The sequence below is a fragment of the Paenibacillus sp. MBLB1832 genome, assembly GCF_032271945.1.
Taxonomy (GTDB): domain Bacteria; phylum Bacillota; class Bacilli; order Paenibacillales; family NBRC-103111; genus Paenibacillus_E; species Paenibacillus_E roseopurpureus.
Window position 1 is genome coordinate 4028955 of record NZ_CP130319.1, and the last position, 24206, is coordinate 4053160.

The 24206-nt window shown below is 37.9% G+C and carries 18 protein-coding genes; all 18 read right to left on the reverse strand.

Annotation, left to right across the window (positions count from 1 at the left end; all coding sequences use genetic code 11):
• Positions 1-29: 29 nt before the first annotated feature.
• Entirely contained in the window at positions 30-590 is a 561-nt protein-coding gene (locus MJB10_RS18040) for a TnsA endonuclease N-terminal domain-containing protein (RefSeq protein WP_314796915.1), read from the reverse strand.
• Between the two features lie 241 nt (positions 591-831).
• Positions 832-1803 (reverse strand): site-specific integrase, encoded by a 972-nt coding sequence (locus MJB10_RS18045; protein WP_314796917.1) that lies wholly within the window; start codon positions 1801-1803, stop codon positions 832-834.
• Positions 1804-1859: 56 nt separating this feature from the next.
• Entirely contained in the window at positions 1860-2840 is a 981-nt protein-coding gene (locus tag MJB10_RS18050) for a TniQ family protein (RefSeq protein WP_314796919.1), read from the reverse strand.
• 249 nt (positions 2841-3089) lie between these two features.
• Positions 3090-4619 (reverse strand): UvrD-helicase domain-containing protein, encoded by a 1530-nt coding sequence (locus tag MJB10_RS18055; RefSeq protein ID WP_314796921.1) that lies wholly within the window; start codon positions 4617-4619, stop codon positions 3090-3092.
• Complete coding sequence (locus MJB10_RS18060) at positions 4600-6381, reverse strand: ATP-dependent nuclease (protein ID WP_314796922.1); 1782 nt, start codon at positions 6379-6381, stop codon at positions 4600-4602. Before MJB10_RS18060 ends, MJB10_RS18055 begins: the two co-directional genes overlap by 20 nt.
• Positions 6382-7140: 759 nt before the next feature.
• A complete protein-coding gene (locus MJB10_RS18065; protein WP_314796924.1) occupies positions 7141-8538 on the reverse strand; it encodes a UvrD-helicase domain-containing protein in 1398 nt (465 codons plus the stop codon).
• Complete coding sequence (locus MJB10_RS18070; RefSeq protein WP_314796925.1) at positions 8535-10289, reverse strand: AAA family ATPase; 1755 nt, start codon at positions 10287-10289, stop codon at positions 8535-8537. The genes MJB10_RS18065 and MJB10_RS18070 overlap by 4 nt, the downstream gene beginning before the upstream one ends.
• A 451-nt stretch (positions 10290-10740) precedes the next feature.
• Positions 10741-11592, reverse strand: coding sequence for a TniQ family protein (locus MJB10_RS18075; RefSeq protein ID WP_314796927.1), 852 nt, complete (start codon positions 11590-11592; stop codon positions 10741-10743).
• A gap of 48 nt (positions 11593-11640) precedes the next feature.
• Entirely contained in the window at positions 11641-12624 is a 984-nt protein-coding gene (locus tag MJB10_RS18080; RefSeq protein ID WP_314796929.1) for a TniB family NTP-binding protein, read from the reverse strand.
• 11 nt (positions 12625-12635) lie between these two features.
• On the reverse strand, positions 12636-14765 hold the full coding sequence (locus MJB10_RS18085; protein WP_314796931.1) for a Mu transposase C-terminal domain-containing protein: 2130 nt from the start codon (positions 14763-14765) through the stop codon (positions 12636-12638).
• An 11-nt stretch (positions 14766-14776) separates the two neighbouring features.
• Complete coding sequence (locus MJB10_RS18090) at positions 14777-15415, reverse strand: TnsA endonuclease N-terminal domain-containing protein (RefSeq protein ID WP_314796933.1); 639 nt, start codon at positions 15413-15415, stop codon at positions 14777-14779.
• Positions 15416-16779: 1364 nt separating this feature from the next.
• Complete coding sequence (locus MJB10_RS18095; RefSeq protein WP_314796934.1) at positions 16780-17007, reverse strand: hypothetical protein; 228 nt, start codon at positions 17005-17007, stop codon at positions 16780-16782.
• Between the two features lie 121 nt (positions 17008-17128).
• Positions 17129-18154 (reverse strand): sugar phosphate isomerase/epimerase family protein, encoded by a 1026-nt coding sequence (locus MJB10_RS18100; RefSeq protein ID WP_314796935.1) that lies wholly within the window; start codon positions 18152-18154, stop codon positions 17129-17131.
• A complete protein-coding gene (locus tag MJB10_RS18105) occupies positions 18151-19353 on the reverse strand; it encodes a Gfo/Idh/MocA family protein (protein ID WP_314796936.1) in 1203 nt (400 codons plus the stop codon). Before MJB10_RS18105 ends, MJB10_RS18100 begins: the two co-directional genes overlap by 4 nt.
• Before the next feature lie 10 nt (positions 19354-19363).
• Complete coding sequence (locus MJB10_RS18110) at positions 19364-20233, reverse strand: carbohydrate ABC transporter permease (RefSeq protein ID WP_314796938.1); 870 nt, start codon at positions 20231-20233, stop codon at positions 19364-19366.
• Between the two features lies 1 nt (position 20234).
• Entirely contained in the window at positions 20235-21191 is a 957-nt protein-coding gene (locus tag MJB10_RS18115) for an ABC transporter permease (protein WP_314796940.1), read from the reverse strand.
• Between the two features lie 97 nt (positions 21192-21288).
• Positions 21289-23106: a sensor histidine kinase gene (locus MJB10_RS18120; protein WP_314796942.1), complete on the reverse strand. Its 1818-nt coding sequence runs from the start codon at positions 23104-23106 to the stop codon at positions 21289-21291.
• A complete protein-coding gene (locus MJB10_RS18125) occupies positions 23103-24116 on the reverse strand; it encodes a response regulator transcription factor (protein WP_314796943.1) in 1014 nt (337 codons plus the stop codon). Before MJB10_RS18125 ends, MJB10_RS18120 begins: the two co-directional genes overlap by 4 nt.
• Positions 24117-24206: the final 90 nt, after the last annotated feature.

Sequence of the window (24206 nt, forward strand, 5' to 3'; positions counted from 1 at the left end):
TAAATCTGTTGAAATCTCTTTTAGGTAGATCAATTGATAAACAGCTTTATAGAAGCTCTCTTCATCAATTTCCGACAAGATTCCCTCAATTCAAAAAGATACATTTCTGTTTTTAACTGTAATTGCTCCAAAACAAGGTCCATAATATTGTCCGTTACTTCTTGAGTACCTAGGTGACGAAGCAATGAAAGATTGGTTTGCAAGTGTCTTGGGTTTATTTCTACCTCTGTGAATACCTCATAATTCCACCCCTGAGCTTCGCAAAATTTACGTCCAACTTCATACTTAATTACATTTTTAGGGGAATTCTTAAATCGAAGAGCTTTCACCTCAATAATGAATACTCGACCATCTTTCAGGATTAATTTGAAATCCGGAAAATACTTATGCTTCTTACCATTCAATGAATAACGGATACAGACTGGTTGATAAAAAATCTCATCAACTTGCTGATCGAAGTCAGCTAATCTAATGAAGTTCCTTTCAAGGAAACTTTCCCAATGAATCATTTCGCCAGTTTTAAGAAATGGTTCTTTCCCGCGGTAACCTTTTCTTTTCGGCTTAATTCCTCGAGCCGGTTTGTATGGCAACTCATATCACCTCAGTTAGTTTCATAATTTATGATAAAAGTATTGACTACAACGTTTTATTTAAAACCTCATCGGTCATCGCGAACTTCTATGAACAATCCTTTTTCCAATAAACTAGATAAAATACGTAAAAGACTTACGATAATAAATCGGAAGCCTTTTACTTATCAGCATATTCTTCTATTCCCATATTCCTGTGAAAACTATTTATTTCTGAAGAACATAGTCATTAACACAGAATTCATAATCCAATATTTTTTACTTCGGTCTCATGTAGCGCTTCAGCCAGTGCTGTGTACTTACGGATCATAACCGATGTATTATATCTTGATCGAACCATTATTGACTGGTCATTATATCCTGCTTTGGTTGCAGTAATAATAAATCCTGACCTGAGACTCTGAGACGAGAAAAGCTTCTCATCAAAACCAGCTGCTTTTACATATCTCTTCAACATTAAGGTAACTGCTCTATCATTAAGTCTATTTGAACCGATTCGATAATTACAACGGAACAAAGGACCACTTTTAATACCGGACAGAGTAATCAGGTCTTGAACGGCCCTAGCAGGGCATGTATCGATGCAATTACCATAATGTATTACGAGTTTCTCGCAGCTTTTATTTTGATTGTTATTAGATTTTCGAATTATCACTTCAATGCCTTTATCATTGAAACTAATATCCTCTACATTAATTGCGACTAACTCACTCCTTCTCAATGCTCCCGAAAAACCAATAAGTAAAATCGCCTTATCGCGTGTCCCCTTAAGTTTTAATTGCACCTTGCTTAACATAACTTTTAGTAAATCAACAGGTACCGGTGTCTTAATTACTTCTTCATTGCCGTAAACATCTTCAATACCCAGAATAATTTTCCGGATTGACACAGTCTTTGGTCTTTTAAATCCATTTACTATATGAGCATGTGAAATTGCACTCATTTTCCTATAAATAGTGCTTGTTTTATACCCACTAATTGCTAAACTAGTTAGATATATTGCAAATATCTCATCATCAACTGGTACAGAGTTAACACCTTTTTCAGTGCACCATGTTGTAAAATGATCTAAATCGGCACTATATGCCCTTATTGTATTAGTTGATTTTTCACGAGATATTCTCTTTTTTGTGCTATCTAAGATATCATTTATAATATTTTTTGTACTTTTATTCAAAAGTTCAAAATCCTTAATATCAATGTTTTTCTTCATAATCAAACCTCCTAACCACTATTTTTAAGAATAAATCACTAAACTAATGCAGCAAACTACTCATGTAGTCCAATTTTAAATCCAAATTTATCCCCTACTGCATTCATGGATTTTGTTAAAAATGAAGTAATTTCCTTTTCAAGCCCATTTAATATAGGTTCGACATGTTTAGTTTTCAGGTTCAAAAAGTTTAAAACCTCTTGAGTTAAAATAATATACGGATCTCTGTTTAATTCATTCTTTAGACTTATTAGTTTATTATTAAACAAACCATCATCTAAATTGACCATAAGACAATTAAATTTAATAGGCCAATCTAAAAAATAACTCCAACTTTCATTCATCAAGCTGTCCATCAGTATGATATCTTGTAAGAATGCCCAACAACTAGTTCTAACCTTCCCCCTATATAATAAATATTTCGAGAGGCGAAGCAATATTTCGATTGAATCCTGTACCTCTAATGAACTCAAGAAATTAGACTCCGGCTCGTTAGATAAATTATTATTCATTATTTTAGAGTAAATGAAATAATTATGGTTGTTTTTATGTTGCACTCTCTTAACTGCGTTAATTGAACGATAATCTTTACCACAATCACAGAAAAGTAAATCTGTACTTAAGCTCCTAATTTCCCTACCGCATGTACAATGACTAAGCATATAACTGTTATGTTCTTGGCAGATTGTATAACCTACAAATCTCCATACATTCCTGTGGAACGGATTATCTTCCAAACATTTTGGGCAAATACGTATTGAATCTTTAAGAAATCCATACTTACTAACAAATGGATTATTCATACAAATATTCATTATTTTTTGATTATGATATAGCTTCGCAATATACTCTTTAGAAACTCTATGTGATAGATCAATTGATTTTTTTTGATTCAGAAGTAATTTATTCTCAAAGTTACAACTCATTTTTTTTATAACAGCTTTTGATTGGTAATAATTACTTTTTAGTAATCTGCTTAAATAACTACCAAGAGTCTCGTCTATAATAGGACAAGGTATATTTAAAAATTTATTCATATTTTTACCTCGAATATTTTTAAATTAAAATACCATTATTACACTTTTTTTCATTTTTATTCACAATCTTAAATAAAGCTATCAACAAAAGCATACCACAGCGCATATTTATAAAATTTTCATTTGCAATACGCTTACTAATAAAAAAAGCTTACCTTTAATGAATCCAGGTAAGCAAACTGCTGTTCGATCTGGATGAAGCATAAATATAATGGAATATTCATGGTCAGTTTGAGGTATTTATCTTTACTACCCAATATACCTAAATAACTTCCCCGCATCATTAAGTCCATTTTTACTGGCTGTACTTAATACATGGTTGTAATACTCTACCTTATCGATAAACATGATGAATTTTTCTTTCGCTCTTGTTACACAGACATAATGATTTTGCATATTCTCATTATTTTGAATATCATAATAACGAGCAAAACTAATCACCTGATCAAACTCTAATCCTTTTGATGCAAAAACCGTCATTACTTTATGTTTTTTGTCCAACATTTGAAAAGCCATTTCAAATTGTGGATCGCATACACTTTGGCAAAACTTTGTTATTTCCTCTGCACCAATTTTAACTCCCAAGTAACTTGCCAAACTACTTATTATTTCAACTATTTTTCCGACAACTAAATTTTCTGATTTCTTTAAGCCACTAATGATTCTATTAACCTCAGCTTTTGTCTGGGTTCTTTCGTCATTACCTATTTTCTCCAAGAAGTCATAAATTGTGTATGCTGCGTTTTTAGTGAACATAGCAAGCTCTTTTAAAAGAAATCCATTTGGCAACCCTTCATCAATAGGAGTCCTCGGAATAAATACAAAATCGTAACCGTTGCTATTTAAGAATTCGGCTATTCTCTTTGCATCATTATTAACATTTGAGATGATAGTTATTTCTTTATTAAGATCAATAGTATTGTCATCAATTAATTGAGAAAATGAAATGGGGAAATGAGTAAAATGTCTATTTTGATATTCTTTTAAGATGACATTACTCACTATATCATTTTGATTCTCAAAGTATGGCGGATTATGAAACAAATTTGCGTAGTTCTCAATATCTTTATGACATCTAAAGTTTGTGACCAATTCATAACTACTGAATTTCTCTTTCGCTAACAATTCAAAAATGTTACTCATTGCCCCGCGCCACATATAAATTGCCTGTTTGGAATCACCAACGATAAAGATTTTTAAATTCAGTTCATTTTTCAAAAACATAAAAAATCGATGCATGTCTTGATCCGAATCTTGATATTCATCAATAAAGATAGTTCTATATTTTGATGTGAGGTATTCCTGCGCGGGTACTGATTTTTTTATTATTGCTAGCGCAAGTTTAAATTTAAAGTTCTGTTTGTTATCTTCAAAAGTCCCAAGAATATTTTTTCTTTTGAGTTGCTCCAATCCTTGATTAGCAGTTGTGAATTTATATTGAGTTCCATATTCAACAGAGTAATCACCTAAACATTCTGGGCCAAACGCGTCTCTTATAAAGGGTCTAGTGATTTCATTTTCAACAAAGGAGTCATTTGTCATAACAACAAATGGCTTTTTTATAGACTGCTGAGCTTTCTTTTTAATTTCCTCAGTTGCTCTAATAGTAAAAGTAATTGCTGCAATTGTTCTATGATCCGTTATTTTATTTATTTCAATGCCCATTTTCTTTACCATTATTGTAGTTTTTCCAGAACCAGCGCTTGCCGAAACCAAAATACTTTTATCGTCTTCTAGAATGTTATTCCTAGCTTCTTGGTCAACCAATTCCAATCTCATCATCTGCCATCACCAACTTTCTTAATGCTTTAAACAAAGGATGCCTAATAACATTTAAGCAATCTTCTTTTGATAATTGGTTTGTTAGTTCGATCATATTAATCAGTTTATGATCCTGTAGGTATTTTATTGATTCAGCGCCCAAGACAGTCTCCATTGTTCCACCAATAGCCTCATATAAGTCATGTTCTAAATCGATTTTTGATAAGTAGATATCATTTTCATTTAATAACTCAATTTGAGGTTTATACTGTTGAAATAGTTCCAGCTTTTTCTCTTTGATCATCCGCTCTTTTTCACGTTCTTTAAATGCTTTTTTCCCTTCATCATTTACTTTGAAGTAATCTATTTCAACTGCTTCTAAGGAGACTTCATTTTCTATATTACATTTCAAAAGATTCAAACATCTCTGAATACCTATTAAATCAAATGTTGTAGGCTGATTTCTTTTGGATTTTAAATCGTTGTCCGTTTTTACTATTACGGAAATATTCAATCCCTGCAACACTTTTACATACGGCTTAAATTTAATTCCACTAACGTCTAATAAAAATCCGCCATCTAACTCATAGGTGGGATTTACTTCCTCTAATACTTTTTCAAACAGTACTTTTTCTGAAGGACCTTCTACTAACAAAACTTTATCTGCAAATAAAGCTGTTGATAGAGAACGATTAAGTTCCTTTTTAACATTTTTATATTCATCATCTACTCGATAAATATAAGATTCACATGTTGTACCACTTTGTGAATACACCCTTATTAGAGAGGCATTATCCATCTCGTAAAGTAATTCTGATGAATGTGTTGATAAGAAGAAATAATTATAAACTTTTGAACTAAACAATTGCTTTGATAGGGCAATTTGCATTGATCTATGTAAACTATTTTCCGGTTCCTCAATTAAATAAATAATAATCTTGTTTCCTTCTTGCAGTTGTATTAAGTGATTTAATAACGAATATGCTAATATTTTTTTTCTTCCGTCGCCGGAAGTTGGATAAATATTATCATCATTATCTCTTTTAATATAAGGAATTAGATTTCCAAAATATCCGTTAATTGATAATTCAGACTTCATTTCAATATTTATATCCTCGTTTTTTAACTTCTTATATTCATCTGTAATAGTCTTCTGGAAACTTTGTATTACATTCATACTACTAATCTTAAGGTTTAATTTGGCAGCTAGTTCTTTTATATCATTGGAAATAGCGATATCCGATTCGTCAAGTTTTGTTTGATTAAATAGCCTATTACGGTTTTTCGAAAAAGTTTTTTCTAGATCTATTGTTGGATCGACATATACAATTTTAAATAGATTATCAAGACTACTAAAAATCCCATTCTGACTAATTTCAATTAAATCCATCAAATTATTTCCCCAATAAATTTTAGGTATCCCAACCTCTTCACTTTTATCGTATTCACCTTGAATTTGAAAATAGAAATTATCTAAATCATCAGTTGACCTAGCACCGCCAACTTTAGAGATAATATGTTTAGAATCATCATTGTTAGCTCTATCTGATAAGTCTACACCTAATGTTATCTTGATGGTCTCATCTGTGTTATTTTTATAATAATCCGATGCCTTGAATCCATTTTTGCGTATCTCTTTATCTAGTAAAAATCTTAGTGCAAACATAAAATTGGTTTTCCCTACATCATTCATACCAAAAATAACATTTTGATTGGTCAAATTCACTTCTACTCTTTCAAAATTCCGGAAATTTTCTATCTCAAGGCTTATTAATTTCAAATAACTTCCCCCCACAATTTTCCCTCAAAATCCCAACACTTTCCTACAAATAGTATCATATTCCTACAAAGTTTAATTAAGAAAAACAAGAATCAGTGCCTTAGAACTAGTTTTTTAAAGTAATAATCTAAGAATGTTGGATACAAGAAGTTTATTATAAAGCAATTCAAACCTATCACGCCCCACCACTTACCTTATATCAAGAGAAAACAAAAACAGCGATACCGTTCATCGCTGCTATTTAGTAACCAATATGTGGATTAATAAAGACATCCAAGTTGTATGACTAGGTAATGCCTACATGTTATTCGTTAAATCTTTTGATTATTAGGGCACAATTCGGTGTATATCCAAGCATAATTATACATTTATCACTAATTACGAAATATATTTCTCAATAACCTGAAAAACTTTCTCAGTAATTATGACACCACACAACAAGAAGAATGTGGTATTCCATAATTAATTAGAAAACGGAGCCCGCAAACCCGCGGCGTTCCGTTTTTGTTGTTCCGTAATTTGTTAGAAATTAAACTTAGGCGAAGCAAAAACTATGTTTTGTTCCAGAATTAGTTGGAAAAAATATTGACGTAATATTATTGCATATACAACAATATACAATCCACAATATTGCTGGTAATTATTCGTTGTATGGCATATTTTAATATAACGTTATCTTCCTTATTTGGTTCTATTTATATGTTGTGAGACCATTCAGACTGCGCAGCAGCTGGCGATGCTGAAAAATCCACAAAGGATTTAACTTAAAGCTAGTACTTCTTTGGGTTTATCAAAAGACATCATTCTAATATTTAACCCCTCAAGCTTCTCATCGACAATAATTCTTCCATATTTATTCTCAACTTCATGAGTAATAAGAAACACTAATTCTTTCTTGGATCTTGTCAGAGCTACATATAAGTAATTAAGGGTTTTATTCTGATCTTTTTTTATCTGAAACAGATATTCTGCTAAGTCCGTTGTAAGTATAAATAAACATTTGCCCCCCTCTAATCCTTTAATGCTATCAATTGAGTTCACAAGTATTCCTATGTTTAAATGAGCTTCACGATTTATTTTTAGTTGTTCCCCCAATTTCCCCATATCTTGACGAGTCAATTCAATTGATAATGATTTTTGCAGTTTTGAAAAAATTGCACTGTTACTTTCTTTATTTAAATCTTTCAAAACATTCTTTACTAAAATAAATACCAATTTATCTATATCAGTATCAACAGTAGTAGTTCTTTTTACTATTTGCCGTATTTCATAAGTTAAATTACTTAGAGTTTCATTTCTATCATTTGCATGAGTTATAAATCTGTCATTTTTCTTTGAAATATATACATAATCCCAATCAGACTCTTTTACAAAGTCATGGATCTCTTCCTTTACTATCTCACTTTCATAAACATAGCTTAAAGTTCCAAAGTCTGCTTTTTGAGGCAACTGCCTCTGCATTATTGGAATATATGTATTTGCTAAATTAACATGTGAAATTGGGCATCTATTATTTTCAGGCTTATATTCAACATGTTCTTGATACTTATTAACTAATTCATTTAATGCATTCCTCCCCCGTAAATCTTGCTTCGGATCCCCTACAAGATATGTATTAATACCTTTACTATGTAATACTTCAATAATCTTTCCAAAATGATTGTCTATGTCCTGTGCTTCATCTATAAAAACAGAGTCTAGATATTTCAAAATAATTTGTAAAATTCTCTCGCGTTTTTTAATCGTCTCACTTCGATCTCCTGTTTTTCTAGAAACGACCCATTTAGCAGCTTCAGTGATCTTTTCTACATGGATTATTTTATTATCTACCAGTTCTTTTATTTTCATAGCTCTGTAACCTGGATTATCAGATAATTTAATTTGTGATACTTTGTTAAACTGTTGTCCGTAAAGCAAATGATAAAACGGGAAAATTAATTCCCTTAATAAGAAAGCATGAGATGTTTCTACAAAAACCTTCCTAGGAAGACTACCATACAATTCGGTAATCTTCTCCCTAATCCGGTTTCTAGCGCTATTTGTGTATGTGATTACATAAATTACTTTTCCATTATTTCTCTCTTTTAGCCTATCTAATACTTTTTGAGCCATTGAAGTTGTCTTACCTGCGCCTGCACCAGCTACTACAATTTTCATTCCTTCTCCCCATCCCGAAGGAATTTTATTACTTTACTAATGTGCTGAGGCAATTCAACACTCGCCAATTCTCCCTTTCCAAAATCTTTACAAAATTGAAGCATTGTATTCGCTTTAGAATTTCTCCACTTATCAGAGAGTTCCTCTGCCGTTTTGAAGTCTGGCCATCCATGATTATTTATAAAATATTCTTTTAGTTTTTCAAAATTATCTGAAGTACTTACAAACTCAGGTTCTAGCGTATACTCAGTTGTTGTAGTTACATAAATATTACTATACTTATTATAGGCTTCATGTGTTTTTTGAGCATTCGGCTCATTATCGTAATCTCTTATAATTCCAATTCGGTTGGATAAATTTTCATTTACCTTCAACCAAATATCTAACATTTTTGTAAAACCTTTATGTAAGGAAATAACCTCGATATCATTTAAAACATTAGCTTGTGAACTCAAATATGATTTTATTAACATTTCCTCTGATGTACCTTCCACTAGTATACATCTTCGAGAAAATAAAAATTTTAGAAAATCTAAATTAGGCTTTTTAGCCAAATAACCCAGTTGTTCTTCATCGAGCTCGGATTTAAGAGAAAAGCCATTCCCCTCTGAAACAACCGTTACATTTTCCAATTCTAATTTATTTAAAAACTCTGAACTATGAGTTGAAATAAATAATTGTAATTGTTTAGTAGAACTGAGAATGGAGTTAATGAAACTAGCAAGAAGATGCTCATTACTTTTACATAAATGTGCCTCTGGTTCTTCAATAGTTAATATATTCAGCGCAATGTCTGACTTAAGTTCTAGTGAATTCATCATCACCAATAGATAAATTAAATTTCTATATCCTAATCCTTGTGTATTTAAATATTCCTCTCCAAAACCAAGTCGTACATTATTTAAAAGTGAACTCATACTCGGCATATTCGGAAGTAAATTGATTTTTTCAAAAAACTCCTTTGCATTCTCCAATTTCGAATAATCCTGCCAATTAAATACATTTTCTAAATTACTAATTTTTTTTAGTTCTTCAAAAAAAGTTTCATATGATTTCTCTACTTCTACTTTCTGTACCTCTGAAAGTTTATTGTGTAGAAGGTTTACTAATGCTTTTGAGCCTAGTTGAGTATTTTTATTAGAAAATTCATCTCGCTCGGCAGCTAAAGCATTATACCTAAAATTAGCTAAATCATTGAATGTAACAGGCTCATTAGTCAAAGGAATTAAAATTGAGTATTTGAAAAGTTCAATAGGAAGTAAATTCATCTTTATTTTATCTATTGAATCATTTTCACTTAATATTTTTGATACATGTGCAAATAATTTTATAGGATTGTCTATATCATATTGGTATTTTATCGTATATTGTGGTGCTTCTTGATTGATTGAGTTTATCCACTTTCGGACATAGTATTCATCAGTTCCCTCAGGGGTAAAACTAACTTCAACTTTTACAAATGGTATAACTTTAATAAATTCATTTACGTCTACGGTGCCATTCTTAAATTGATCTATATTTTCAATAATGAACTCAAAATATTTCGTTTTAGTTGAATTATTGATGTCATGCCATCCTAAATTTTTGTTTATACTGCCAATTTCATCATTGAAAAAAGGTAATGTAATCGCCTTAAGCAAGTTACTTTTGCCACTATTATTTTCACCTATAAAGATAGTGAGTCTATTCAACTCGATGTTTATATCTTTTAAATTTCTAAAATTTTGGATATGTATTTTTGAAATTTTCATTCCTGAATTCCTTTCATACTTATACTTTGAGTAATAATCTGAACTCATTATCGTAAACTAGGAACTAATACTACCTTTCTTCCTTTACTCCCAATGTTTAACATTCAATTTTCGACAAATACTAGGTATTTCCTCCTGTTTCCAAAATCAATAAGGAAGTTTTAATCTTTATAAAGAGTATTGGAAAATCTGTGCACGGCTAAAGGTTTATTTCAATCATTTATAAAAGACTAAAAACACAAAAAACTGACACCTGTAATTTACTGACGGGAGAATAGTAATCTCTAATCTTTTATCTGCCGCGGCAACTAAAAGATTATGTACTACAGGGTGAACAAAAGAGGCTACCGCTAAATTTTCGGTAGCCATTTTACTTTTCATTCTTATTTTCACTACAAACTGGTAGTTGAAAATTACATCTATACACTATCTCTATACAGTAAACTTAAAGTTACTGCTGGATCTGTTTAATGAACTCTCTAAAAAAAAGGTTAACTTTACCAAAACCCATTATGTAACCTGCAAGAACTTCCAGATCACTTGGACAATATATCTTTAAAATATTATTGGGCCAGTCATCAGCCAACTCGTACGCTTGCAATATATTCCAGCGAAAACAATTTTCATCACCAATAAACCAGAATTTATTATCTTTTCCTTCATCATAGGTTAAATCAGTAAAACCAATTTCTCCTTTTGAATGATAGTTTAGAAACCATCTTAGTCTCTTAAGAACTAAATAAAAATCAGTTAAAACTAATCCTTTCCAAACTTCACTTTCGTAGCGAATATTATCAAACATAAGCATTGAGGAATCTCTATTCATTACATTGATACATTTGCTTTTACACAATGAAAGTTCCCTTTTACATTTACTACACTTATTAATCGTAACATCCGTGAAAGTTGTAAGCTGAAAGCAGCTTGCACAGTAATTTATCAATAATAAATTATGCTTTCTGCAGGCAATGATAGGAGCAATCATCCAATGAATACGGTGATATGATTTTTCCAACAGGCAAGCTGGACAAAATTTGCTATATTTCTGTTTTTGGGAAATATGATATCGAAGTAAACCGCAATGGTAAATATAATAGATTGAATTCCTACTATAAAAGAATTCATTTTCTTCATTTAAAAGAAGTAAAGCACTTTTCAAATCACCTACTCCTTTTTTGAAGTATAGTGAAACATGCTCTTTTATTTTATCTAAAGTAACATAGTTACTACATGCTGATCTAAACATGTAACCCTCAATCGACTCATCCTCATAAATAAACAATTGATTTTTTATATTTGACACTCGAAACCACTTATCTCCCAAACCTGTATCAATTCAAAATGTATTCCATTATGACTTTTTAATATTTTCTTTCTCCAATGCAACATCTAGATTAAACACTTTCCCATCAAAAGGATTAATCACTTTCGGCCTTGTTTCAAAAGATAACAAATCAAAACCTTCATATAAATGCTTCTCTTCTAACATGTCACTTCCAGCTCTCAATGCTTTTGATGAAGCATGCCTTATTAAGTGATAAATTGTCCTAGGCGTACCCAAACTTGCATAATAAATCTTATCAGCAAGATATGGATCAGAAATTTTTGAACTGCTTCGATCTGCAAATGGCAACTTTGCCTCGATCCCTTTAAGGTATCCACGAAATTCTATTTGTTCATCATACGTAGAATACGGAAATACATTAAACTCTTGTTTATTAGGGAATCTTTCATCCAGTTGTGCATTAGATGCAAAAATTTTCTTCGCTTTTTCCTTAATTCCACCAAAAACAATTGGTATTTTAACATCATTAGCAAATTGCTTTATCCAGTCTGCTGCTTTATATATCACTTTTTGAGTATCTGATGCGACAATATGCTGCACTTCATCGATGAGTATTACTTTTACATCAGAATCAGGTATTAATTTTTTAAGCCTTGCGGTTAATACTTTTTCAGTTCCATTTGTAAATGGATCACCCAAACGCTCCAACATTTTTGACGCTACGTTTAAAGGAGATGAATTAGAATCTAATTCCACTCTAAGTACAGGAACAGATTCATATCTCTCTGTATGGTTATTCCTTATTCGCATTTTCTTTTCCCTTGGGTATGCTGATTCATATTTTTTGAACAAAGTTGATTTTCCCGCACCTGTATCTCCCATGATGACTAAACCATCATTTAGATGATGGCAGTCATGTATCATATTGTAGAGTTCAGTAAATCGCTTATGATGAACAACGTTATTTTCAATATCAAGTAACCGTTGTTGAAGGTCCTTCTCATCGATCCTCATTCCGTTAAGGCGCTTATACACTTTATTTCCGTCCATTTCTCCACCTCCTATGCTAACATTGAAGTCTCATATGTTGGCAAATCATCATCATTATCTTGCCTTCTCTGAGCATCATTGTGCACTATTTCCATTTGTTCTACATTTACTTTTGGGGTTCCTACCACCGTAGACTCCTGTCCATTTTTTGTTTCTTTTGGTTCATTTGTAACTTTTGCTTTATTCCCTCTTTTCACTTTCAATTCGTCTTCTGTAAGTTGTCCTACATAGTGAAAAGTCTCTGGTTCTTCTGGTGCTCCAAGCATTGCATAATCATATGCTCCAAGTGCAAGACCCTCTATGATACTCGCTTCCTCTTGAAGCGTTTGCGTGTAGCCTCTACGTTTATCCTTATCTTGCTGCTTAACAACAGATTGGATATTATCAATTGCTTGAATTATATGAGTATCATCAAATTTACGTCGTTTTCGCCCTTCTGATAAACAAATTGCTTTAATTTGCTGATAAGGTATTGGAAGTGAAGGCTCCAAATCATAATGCTTCTCATACTCATTTATTCTATTCGGATCAATTTCAGCTTCAATATAACTGTAATCATATGGGTTTTGAACATATACCTTTTTGACATCAGCAAAATCAAACCTAACCAATACTTCTAAATCTTCATCTCCTTCTTGTTTCATTTTGTTCTTAAGCTGCATCAACTCTTCACTCCAAAACCATGTTTCTGAGAGTGTAACTCCTTCAGATTGAATTTTTCTCTTTTTGCTTCCACCACAAAGAGCTAATTTGATTTCTTTTTTTGTAAAAGGTAGTTCCTTAATTAAACTAGGATCTTCTGCAAATGCTCTTTCCCATATTTGGTGTGGTGTACCACCTATCCGGCTATGACTCCAGTTGTGAGAGATTAAATCAACAAAAATAATGTGGGCAATATAGTAAAAAGCTTGCAATGTAATGCATGCTTTCCCTTTAGAGTCATACATTTTTCTCTTATAGATATTAGAAAATGTTGTACCTTTTAAGGTATGGACAATATCATTAAACGTCTTTTGCCCTCGCTCCACTGTTCCTTTTTTATGCCCCGCTGAAACCTCTGGGAATAAAAGATCTATCCCAAAATTCTCACAAATATCTTCAATGTTATATGAATTGTTGGATGAAGCATTATCAATAACAAGTTCTTTGGGAATTCCATACGCGGTCCATTCATTGATTACGTCTGGGTATAGCTTCTTTAGGTAAACCTTAGGTAAAAAACAATGAAGCAAACATTGTCTAATTGCGAACGAATCCGGTGCTTCGAATGTTATATAGAAACCTAATGGATTTCCTGAAAACACATCAATTGCGTAAACCAACCAAGCTTTTTTTCTATCCATTGTTTTTGGATCAACCATAAATAGATCAATCGGTGTCCAATCCAATTCAACACGTTCAAGAGGACGGGTTGGTTTTTCAACCATTGGCTTAGAGCCGTCCCTTTCAAGCTTAGCTGCTACAGCACCTTCTCTTGCCGCTTGCTGCCGATAATAGTCCCGCTTTTCTTTAACAATACGCCAAATTGTTTGAACTGATCTAATGATTGCTTTATCATCTTCATCTCTCGTCTCATTAATTTCATTAATACCACCTTTATACATCCGATGAATGTCCCTGTATCTAATCTCTTCACCTGTATATAGTTTTTCCCCCATTATTCTTTCTAGGGATTCAATGACCTCCCCTAATGTTCTTCTCTTGTTAGGGCCAGGCTTTCTTTTTAACAGGTACCTCGCATCACCATATTGCTCCCATAATTTCTTCCAATTATAGAAACTTGCTTTGCTTACAACAATATTTTTCTCATCTTTTAGTGTTTTTAAATAATCATCCAATTTAATCTTATGAAAATAACCTTTGATCACAGGGTGAAGAACCTCAAGCTTCATATTGATCTCAGTTTCCTCATCTTCTGAAAATTCAAGATCCATTTTTATTTGATTGGCACGTTCTCCAGTATCTTTAAATGTTAAACGTTCCTCATAAAATGCAACTTCCAATTCAAAAATAGAGTAAGTTTTTCGTTGCTTATATTGTATTAAATCAACAATAATATCTTGTTTTTCTTTCCGAATAATGACATACTCCATGCCATCCATAAGAAAAAGCGTTCCTGATGAAAACTTGTTTCTAGCCATCTTCTCATCTCCTATACAACCCATACATAAGATTTTTGTGAAAGACGCTCTTTAACTACTTCAGCCTTAACTTCATGAGCATAGATGAGTTTATGTAGATTTAGCATCATCATTGATGCTTCAACAATTTCACATTGCTTGAGTAATTCCGCAATAGTTAAAGGACCATAACATATTAGAACCGTCTTAATAAATTCAGTTACAGCTGGCGTAGTTTTATGCGCTTTTACTTCAAGCAACAACTTCAAATTACTTTGAAGATAACCAATTCGAATTTGTTCCTCGGTTATAACATGAAAAGTCCAGTTTTTTTCTAGACAGAGAAGTCGTGCTGCTTCAAATTTAGCTTTATTCAGATTTGAATTCACATATTTAGTTAATTTAACCTCAATTAAAAAGTGTTGCCCGTCCTTAGTCACAATCAGGAAATCAGGAAAATATCTTCTTCTCCTGCCTTTATAATGAAATCTTATCCCTATTGGCTGAAAGGATATCTTTAATACCTTATTATCGAAATTTGCTAATCGGACATAATCCCTTTCTAGCAAGCTTTCCGTGTGTATTATTCTAAGGCTTTTAGATCTACTAATTTTACTACGATAATTTCTTCCTCGAGTTGGCCTGATCCGACGTGCAACAAGTTGAACCATAAAAAAAATCCCCCTGTTCCTGAATTACTTAGAATTAGTTTTGCCATGAATTGATTAAATTAGACCTAAACAAAGAAAACACGGAACCATATTGGTCCGTGTTTTCTTTGTTTCAACTGCCGTATTTGTCCTGCTTAACCGTCTTCATCTGCCATGCCGCAGCAAAAATTGCCTAACCCCTGAGTTCGTATTATCGTTTGGCAAGCAATTGCAGCGGACACCAGATCAGATTGCCGAATGAGCATTTTGCGAAGTAATGGGTTAAAGCGTTAAAAACGATCGGTCAGAAAAAAAGTTGCTCGTCAGCTTATATTGTTTCTTCTTATAGCGCTCACCAAATAATTTTTCTGAGTTTGTAGTTTGAACTCGTACTTTTTTGTTTCCTAAAAAATCACTCTTACCAACGTGAGTTTGCTATTCTGATCTCTTCGATTACAAAAGGACAGGTGAAGTCTTGGAGACTTTCTCCTGTCCACCTTACCCTCTTACAACATTCATGACATTCGCCAGCTACAATCTTTTAGATTTGAGCTCGTTCAATCGTTTTGACATAAAGAGCAACCGTTCTTGGGAAAGATTACTCATCTTGTCCATGATTTCATTATGCTGTGGTAGGTTCTTTTCTGGTAACTGCGAAAGAGGCTCCTCCTGACCGGTGGATGCCGATATTAACCCAGTCAGAAAAGACTCGAACGGAGCAATACAAAGACCCGATGTCCATATGTAAAAAACTCGGAAAGTAATTCGCTTGATTTCATTAGCTTTTTTGACCTTGAAAATTTAACAAGAAAAATAAAAGTCGGAAAGGACTCAAGTCTTGCTCTAGTGTTTCTTGTTAAAAAAGATGGAAAGTGCTCTTATTGCCCGGCACTTCACGGTGGTAAATGTTCACAATCTTATTAAGCACTGCACGACACCTCTATTCATTTTGTTACATGAAATTCATTGCCAACTGGTGCTTCGCCTGGTATGGAAGATCAACACACATATCCATCTTTTAACAACAACAGACAGAATTATAATAACTTGTGTGGTATCATAAATAGTGAGAAATGAAGGCATAACAACACTGATTTACCAAGGGACATTTTCAAAATTCATGAGAACGCCATTCCCTGAATGATGCTGGGTATGCCTATTTTTCATAATTGATGAGAAAATCCGCAAAAAGCGAAATGTATATTTATACACGAAATGCATATTCATAAATGCTTCATACGATTAACTAGGCTCAATAGCTGCTGATTGACATGCTCCGTTGCTCGGACTTTATGTCGGAAATATTCGTCAGCTTGGCACTGAAAAAACTTGTCCAGATCAGAACTATACTTCCGTGCCTTTTCAACCGAATAGAAGGCATTTTTTTAATACCCTTTAGAATTATAAAACACACACAAGACCGTCGGGAAGTAATCTTCTTGATTGTCTTCTCTACTATTGAACAAGATTTCCACTGACAATTTAAGGGAGAGCATAATGAATACGACAACAACTATATAACTCGTATTCATCATGTTCAGAATGGAGTTTTCGTGGTAATCTACAGGTACGACACCAGGCGAATCGATCATGAAATTCCAAATAGACAGCATCCTTTATACTACGTTTTCGCAAGCAATTGCTCAAAAGGATGAAAACTAGGCCATTATTAAAAGAGGATATTCCAGAGCCAAATATCATTGGTTCTGGAATATCCCTTTTGCACGCCAGCGGCTAGTTCTGCACCATCGTACGCAGCATGGCCTCTTTAATCTCATCAAAAAACACGCGAACCTGCTCGTAAGGAGGCTCCGAAAGCTTCCCCGGATGAAGAGGGTCCGAGTTCGACCAGATCGTCTCGAGTGGAACGTACCCTCTGTAATTGCTGTACCGGATTCGAGTAAACAGCTCATCCAGTTCCGTCAAGGCTTCCGTATTCAGACCGGCGGGCAACCTCTTGATTTGGAAGTTATAGGTGTACGGGAGCACCGCCTCAATGTCATCGTACCAAGCATAACCATCGCCGGTTTTAGCGCCGAACGTTTTGTAGCAGCCGGTATCGTTCACGACACCAAGGTTCGGGTGATTGGCCCATTCCAGAATGCGAATGACCTGATCCGCCGTCGAAGTGATATCCGCATGATTTTGCATGCCGATGCGGATCCCTTTGCTGGCGCCGTAGTCCGCACATTCCATTAGGGCGGGAACGATACGTTCCTTAGCGATCGTTTCCCAATCGGTCGTTAAAATATCTTTAGGGATCTCGCCGTTAAATACGCGCATCACGGGGGCCCCCATCGCAGCAGCGACGTCGATCCAATATTTGATGCGCTTCACGTCGAGGGCGCGTCTTTCCGCGTCGGGGTCGGCAAAGTCGTTCTTGACTCCCGTACCGCTGATTTCGATGCCCAGCTCCTCGCTTAGCTTTCTAATGCTTTCGGCATAAGCGTAAATTTCCTGGTCCGGCTTGGAGGGCATGGTAAAGTTCTCGTAGCCAGGAATGAAATAGCTGGTAATATCCACGCAGTCACAGCCGATTTCCTTGCAGAATCGGATGAGGGACAACGTATCCGCCGGAGGGACAGGGCCGCCGCCCTTAAGCCAGGAGAACAAATTATGGCTGAAGCTGTACAGGTTCACACCCAGTTTATAGTCCCCTGTATAATACTCCCCTCTGGGCTGTTTTTCCAAATAGTGCTTGGTGGGAATCTGCTTGTACACCTGAGCGAGTGAAAGCTCGTTAATCTCTGCTTGAGTCATTGTTCGATCCCCTCTCTGTTCTGTATAATGTCAATCCTACGCCCCGTCTCATACGACAGGTACGCGGAGTAAATCACTTCCAGCACATCCCGGGCCAGCTGCCCGTCGGACACAGGCGGCCGATCCTCAGCGATACATTCCATAAAGTCCTGCATTTCCTGATTATAGCCCCGAACCCAATCCTCATCGGAGGAGGCGAAGTTCCAGCCCGCTTTGGTTTCAAGCTTCTCGGCTATGTACTCCTTTGCGAAGACATCGGGGCTTGGCGCATAGACCATAACCCCGTCATTCGGCGTCATATTGCATTTGATGACGGAGTTGGAGGTATAGATATCCATGACGTTGCGGGTGCCGCCCAATACGGCGAATGAGGCCAAAATAACCGCCTTGGTCCCGTCGGTAAACGTGAGAATGACGCTGGCCCACGTTTCCACATTGACCCAATCCGTCACCATCCAATGCTCCTTTACCGCCTGATACGCGGAGCTTTTCGACATGGGCGTCATATCTGCAACAACCGATTGAACACGGATCGGCTCGCCGTATTTCAAACGGCCCTCATAGTTTTTGAGATGAATTGCCGCCGCAATCGGATGGGAGCCGAGAATCATCAGGGAGCCGCCGCCGGCGGTTTCCCAGCGCTTCGACGCCGCCGCGTGAGAGCCGCTGTGGCTCTCCTCGGCACGGATATCCAGGATCGAGCTGTCGCCGGCCTGCAGCAGCCGTTTTGCCTTGGTCACAGAGGGAGCGTAAATCCAGTTCTCGGCGTACATGAATTTAACCTGGTTATCCTTGACAGCCTGCAGGATCTCGTCCGCCGAGCTAAGCGCCTGCGTCAGCGCCTCCTTGGCGAAGATAGGACCGTCCGCTGCCGATCCGGGAGAGCCAAAGTAGCCGGTCATCGGCTTTTCGCAAATAATATGCTTCCCGGCCTGCGCCGCCTCAATAGCCACACCGGCGTGCATGACGTTCGGAATACACAAGTCGACGACGTCGATCTCCGGGTCGGCCAGCAGCTCCTTGTAATCGTTGTACACAACGGGAATATGATGCTTACCGGCGAAAGCCTCCGCCCGCTCCCGTCTGCCGCCCGCAATGGCTTTAATGCATACGTTCAGGCCGGTCACCTTGCGGTAGGCCTCCACATGCCAGGCTGCGGAAAATCCGCTGCCGATTATCCCGACATTAATAGTTTTCATTGGTAAAGGCTCACCCCTTCACGGAGCCCAGCAGCGCCCCTTGATTAAAATACTTCTGTAAAAAAGGATAAACAATAAGCAGCGGAACCGCTGTAAAAATAACCGCCGCCATCCGGACGGCCGGACTAAATTCGATCCCGCTTTCCGTCGCTACCTGACTTCCGTCCGACACGTTCATCATCTGCCGCAGGAACACTTGCAGCGGCAGCTTGGACCCGTCACTTAAGTACAAGATCGCATTAAAGTAGGTGTTCCAATAATCCACCGCATAGAAGAGGGAGAACGTGGCAATGACTGGCAGGGACAGCGGCAACACAATACGCCATAACAGTCCGAGCTCGGAGCATCCGTCGATCCGGGCAGATTCCTCCACCTCGGTGGGGAAGCCCTGAAAGAAGCTGCGGATCACAATCAGATTAAACGGGATAATCGCTCCGGTCAGAAACAAGGACCAATAGCTGTTTAATAAATGCAGGTTCATCACGAGCAAATACAAAGGGATGATGCCGCCGCTGAACAGCATGGTGAACAGCACCATGAAATTCAGCGCCGTTCGGCCCTTCAGCCAGGGCTTGGACAAACCATACGCCATGAGAGTCGTCATCGCCATACTGAAGACCGTCCCTACAGAGGTGATCGTCAAGGAGCTGCGAAAAGCCTGCATAAAGTTGGAGTTGTCGATCAGATAAGCATAGGCGTTTAAGCTCCATTCTCTGGGAATCAGAAAAAATCCCCGAGTGACGATTTCCTGTTTGCTGGCAAGAGACATCATAATGATATAGAGAACCGGGAAAACCTCGATACATAAAATAAGAATGAGCAGGGCATAGACGAAGGCCAGATAGAATGGGGCTTTCCCCCGAAAATTGTACGTATTCATCTCAATAAACGCCCTCCTCGCCCAGCTTTTTGGCAACCCAATTCGCCACCACAATTAAGGCCAATCCTATGACCGACTTGAAAAGACCAACAGCGGTCGTAAAGCTGAACTGTCCCTGCAGAATCCCTTCCCGGTACACATAGGTATCAAATACATCCGCTACACCGAGGTTCAGTGGATTTTGCATAAGTAGGATATGCTCGAAGCCGGTATTCATCACGTAGCCCACGCGGAGAATAAACAGAATAATAATGATCTGCTTCAAGGCAGGCAGCGTAATGTGCCATAATTGCCTCATCCGGGAGGCTCCGTCCACAACGGACGCTTCATATAAGGTCGGATCGATGGAGGCCAGCGCAGCGAAGAAGATCACCGCGTTCCAGCCCGTCTCCTTCCAAATATTTTGGGACAAATAAAGCGGCCGGAAGTAGTCGGGACTAGTCAGCAGCTCGAAACGGGGAAAGCCCCAGTCGACAAGCAGTTTGTTCACGCCGCCTTCCTGCGTAGCAAACAAGATAAAAGTAACACTGATGACAATAACCCAAGATAGAAAGTGGGGAATGTACACAATCGTCTGGATGCTTTTTCGAAACCAGGCCAGCCGGATTTCATTGAGCAAAATTGCCAAAATGATCGGCGCCGGGAAAAAGAAAAACAAGTTGACCGCGCTGAGCGCGAGTGTATTCCACATGAGAGTGAGGAAATCGGCGGAGGTGAACAGTCTTTGAAAGTGCTCTAGTCCTACCCATTTGCTGCCCCAAAGTCCTATGAACGGATCATAATCCTTAAAGGCAAGAAGGACCCCTGCCATCGGAATGTATTTAAAAATCGAAAAAAACAAAAACCCTGGCAAAATCATGAAATAGAGCGGAATTCCTCTTTGCCAGCTCGACAACTTAGTCGTCTTGGCCGGCGGTAACACGTTAGCCACTTGCGTTGTTAAGCCTGTTGATTCCATATAGAGCGCTTCCTTTCCTCCTGCTTGATAGGATAAGTATAGCGAAATCAGGCTCGCACGTGATGATCAGATCTTATCATTCCTTCTTCAATCTTCTTCACTTCGACCCGAATGGGGCTAGAGGCAATCGCAGCGATACCACGGTACCTCTCCCGGCAAAGGATGTGAGTGTCACGCCGTATTTACTGCCGTATTTGAGTACAAGCCGGGCGTGAACATTCGAGATGCCCAGTGATTCTCCCTTTCCGTAATGCTCGTCAACATTGGCTGAAATTTCGTCCAATTGCTCGCGGATTCGCAGCAAGACCTCCTCTTCAATCCCCGGCCCGTTATCCGCTATCTCGATGATGAGATCCGGACCCTCGTCATAAGCGCTGACGATAACCGCGCCTTCTCCGCCTCTGGGTTCAATGGCATACTTCACCGCGTTCTCCACGATCGGCTGCAGTATAAATTTAACGACCCGAAGCTGTAAAAACTTCTCATTGAAAAAACATTGGCTCTGAAAATGCTTCGGAAATCGGGTGTGTATAATTTCAAGGTATTTAGTCAAATGGCCAAGCTCTTCCTCCAGCCTAACCTCCATCTCCGTAAACTTGGTCGTATACCGGTACACATCCGCTAAATTACGCGCCATCCGCTCGATGACGGGAACCTTCTCCAAATAAGCCATCCCTTTAATGATGCCTAGCGTGTTATAGAGCAGGTGGGGATTGATCTGATTCTGCAGCGCCTTGATGAACGCCTCCTTCTGCATAAGCTGCGCCTTCATTTCCTTGAGCTGAAGTCCCGTATTGGTAATAATCAATTGATCCAGCCGCTTAACCATCTGGTTGAAGCTGTGAGACAGCTGCTGGATTTCATCTTGACCGGTAACCGATTCTGTCTGCACAGTAAGATCTCCCTGTCCCACCTGCCTCATCAAGCTGCGCAAGGTCAGAATCGGCTTGATGAAACGATTCGTCACCAAAGGAACGACGATAAGCACGAGCATGGTGATAAGAAGCAGCACGACTAACATCGAAATTCGCGCCGCGCTAAGGCCAACCGCCACTTCATCGAAGGGCACCATGGAAACGATTCGCCAGCCGGTAACCGCGGAACGGGAGCTGGCTACTAAATAATTCTTGCCCTGATACCGCTGCTTGGCGGCCGACTGATCGTCCGGTATCCGCAAGGAAGAAAGCGGCGTCTGCGCCATCGGAAGTCCATCCCACTCCTCATTGGGGTGGTACACGATAGTATTTTGCTGGGACACGATAAAAAAAGTTCCTGTGCTGCCCAGTCTGGAGCTTTGGAAAGAGCGCTTGATTTCCTGCAAGGAGACGTCCACTACCAGCCTTCCGATTAGATCCAATGTGCTCTTATCAAAAATCGGCAAAAAGATGGAAACCACGGGTCTTCCATTGGCAATTTGATATTTGGCAATATGCGTAGGCAGGATTTCCAAATTACCGGATAACGGCATGCTGTACCACGGCTCGTTCATCAAATGGTCCAGCTTGGCGAACGATTGAGCCATCGATACGACCGGTTGGGATCTGGAGATCAGAAACATCCCCTGCGTTTCGGAATAATTGAGCGCAAGGTAGCTCCTAAGCTCCTTCTCCACGTTCTGAATATCCTCATTGGTATAATTAGGACTGGTCAGCCAATTCTGGATACGCTCGCTCGAAATCAACGAATGCGTCGACTGCTGCAGCTGCCGATAGTAATAATCCAGATGATAATTCAAGCGAACGGTGGCTTCGTTGGAAATGCTGTAGAACTCTTTCTCTACCGCATCGCTGTAGATATAATTGGAGAACCCGCCTACCATCAACACGGAGAGTACACTCACCGCGAGAAAAGCAAGAACCATCTTCACCTTGATCGAAATTTTCCATCGGGAGATATAGCCGATGGCTGTCTTCATAATCCTAGACGCTTTCTATACTCCACGGGGGTAATCGTGATGATTTGTTTGAATATCCGATTGAAATAAGGCAGCGAGGTGTAGCCTACCATATCCGCGATCTCGTAAATTTTCAAATCCGGCTCCTGCAGCAGCTCCTTGGCTTTCTGCAGACGAACTTCATTAAGATAATTCAAAAAGGTTTGTCCGGTTGTTTTCTTAAACAGCAAGCTGAAGTAGGAAACGCTCATATGCGACATGTCCGCGAGACGGGCGAGCGTAAAATTCTCATAATAATGCGAATCGATATAGTCGCATACTTGTTTAATCGAGTTTTTATACTGCTGGGCTTCGTATTTAGGAGATGCGATCAGCCACATATCCAATAACCCCGTAAAGTGCTTGCGGATCCCCTGCTCGTCCTCCTCCGTGAGAGGGGTCGGGGCGAACTCCGGAATCATCGCTTGAAACAGTTCATTGAGCTTCATACTGAGGATAGTCAATAGACTCTTGACCTTGCTGGGTGATACCGCCCTCTGCTTTAGAATGAGAGTCAACAACGAATTAATCTGCTGAGACAGCGTTTTGGGGCTCATTTCCGGCAGCTGTTCAATAAAAGATTGAATGGTCAAATACCCCTCATGCAGTTCTGTCATCTGCTCAAGCCGTTTGGTCGAGCGATTCAAAGCGCTTTGAAGCTCGACTTCATCCACCGGTTTCAGCAAATATTCCGTGATACCGTAGCGCATCGCCTGCTTTGCATACTGAAAATTGTCGTAACCGCTTACAACAATCACAACAACAGGTAAATTCAATTCATAAATTTGTTCGATGAGCCACAGTCCTGTTTTTTTGGGCATCATAATGTCCGTAATTACAATGCTGGGCCAATGCTCATTGATAAAGTTCCAGGCCTCTTCCCCGTTGCTTGCCTCTCCAACAACATGGAATTGGGGATGCATGCTCTCGACCATCTCGACGACGGCATCGCGAATCCACAGCTCATCCTCGGCCACCAGTACTTGAAACATTTCAACGTTCCTCCTCATCCATCCATGCGTTAAGCAAATCGTAGATATACTGTAACATGTCTTGCCTAAAAGCAAAAGAACCACCCGGCC

Coding starts and splice junctions, on each gene's coding strand:
- MJB10_RS18125 (WP_314796943.1), bottom strand. CDS start 24,116: ATGTTTCAAGTACTGGTGGCCGAGGATGAGCTGTGGATTCGCGATGCC.
- MJB10_RS18095 (WP_314796934.1), bottom strand. CDS start 17,007: ATGCTGTCTATTTGGAATTTCATGATCGATTCGCCTGGTGTCGTACCT.
- MJB10_RS18080 (WP_314796929.1), bottom strand. CDS start 12,624: ATGGACGGAAATAAAGTGTATAAGCGCCTTAACGGAATGAGGATCGAT.
- MJB10_RS18055 (WP_314796921.1), bottom strand. CDS start 4,619: ATGAGATTGGAATTGGTTGACCAAGAAGCTAGGAATAACATTCTAGAA.
- MJB10_RS18115 (WP_314796940.1), bottom strand. CDS start 21,191: ATGGAATCAACAGGCTTAACAACGCAAGTGGCTAACGTGTTACCGCCG.
- MJB10_RS18110 (WP_314796938.1), bottom strand. CDS start 20,233: ATGAATACGTACAATTTTCGGGGGAAAGCCCCATTCTATCTGGCCTTC.
- MJB10_RS18085 (WP_314796931.1), bottom strand. CDS start 14,765: ATGGCTAGAAACAAGTTTTCATCAGGAACGCTTTTTCTTATGGATGGC.
- MJB10_RS18050 (WP_314796919.1), bottom strand. CDS start 2,840: ATGAATAAATTTTTAAATATACCTTGTCCTATTATAGACGAGACTCTT.
- MJB10_RS18105 (WP_314796936.1), bottom strand. CDS start 19,353: ATGAAAACTATTAATGTCGGGATAATCGGCAGCGGATTTTCCGCAGCC.
- MJB10_RS18065 (WP_314796924.1), bottom strand. CDS start 8,538: ATGAAAATTGTAGTAGCTGGTGCAGGCGCAGGTAAGACAACTTCAATG.
- MJB10_RS18045 (WP_314796917.1), bottom strand. CDS start 1,803: ATGAAGAAAAACATTGATATTAAGGATTTTGAACTTTTGAATAAAAGT.
- MJB10_RS18090 (WP_314796933.1), bottom strand. CDS start 15,415: ATGGTTCAACTTGTTGCACGTCGGATCAGGCCAACTCGAGGAAGAAAT.
- MJB10_RS18070 (WP_314796925.1), bottom strand. CDS start 10,289: ATGAAAATTTCAAAAATACATATCCAAAATTTTAGAAATTTAAAAGAT.
- MJB10_RS18100 (WP_314796935.1), bottom strand. CDS start 18,154: ATGACTCAAGCAGAGATTAACGAGCTTTCACTCGCTCAGGTGTACAAG.
- MJB10_RS18120 (WP_314796942.1), bottom strand. CDS start 23,106: ATGAAGACAGCCATCGGCTATATCTCCCGATGGAAAATTTCGATCAAG.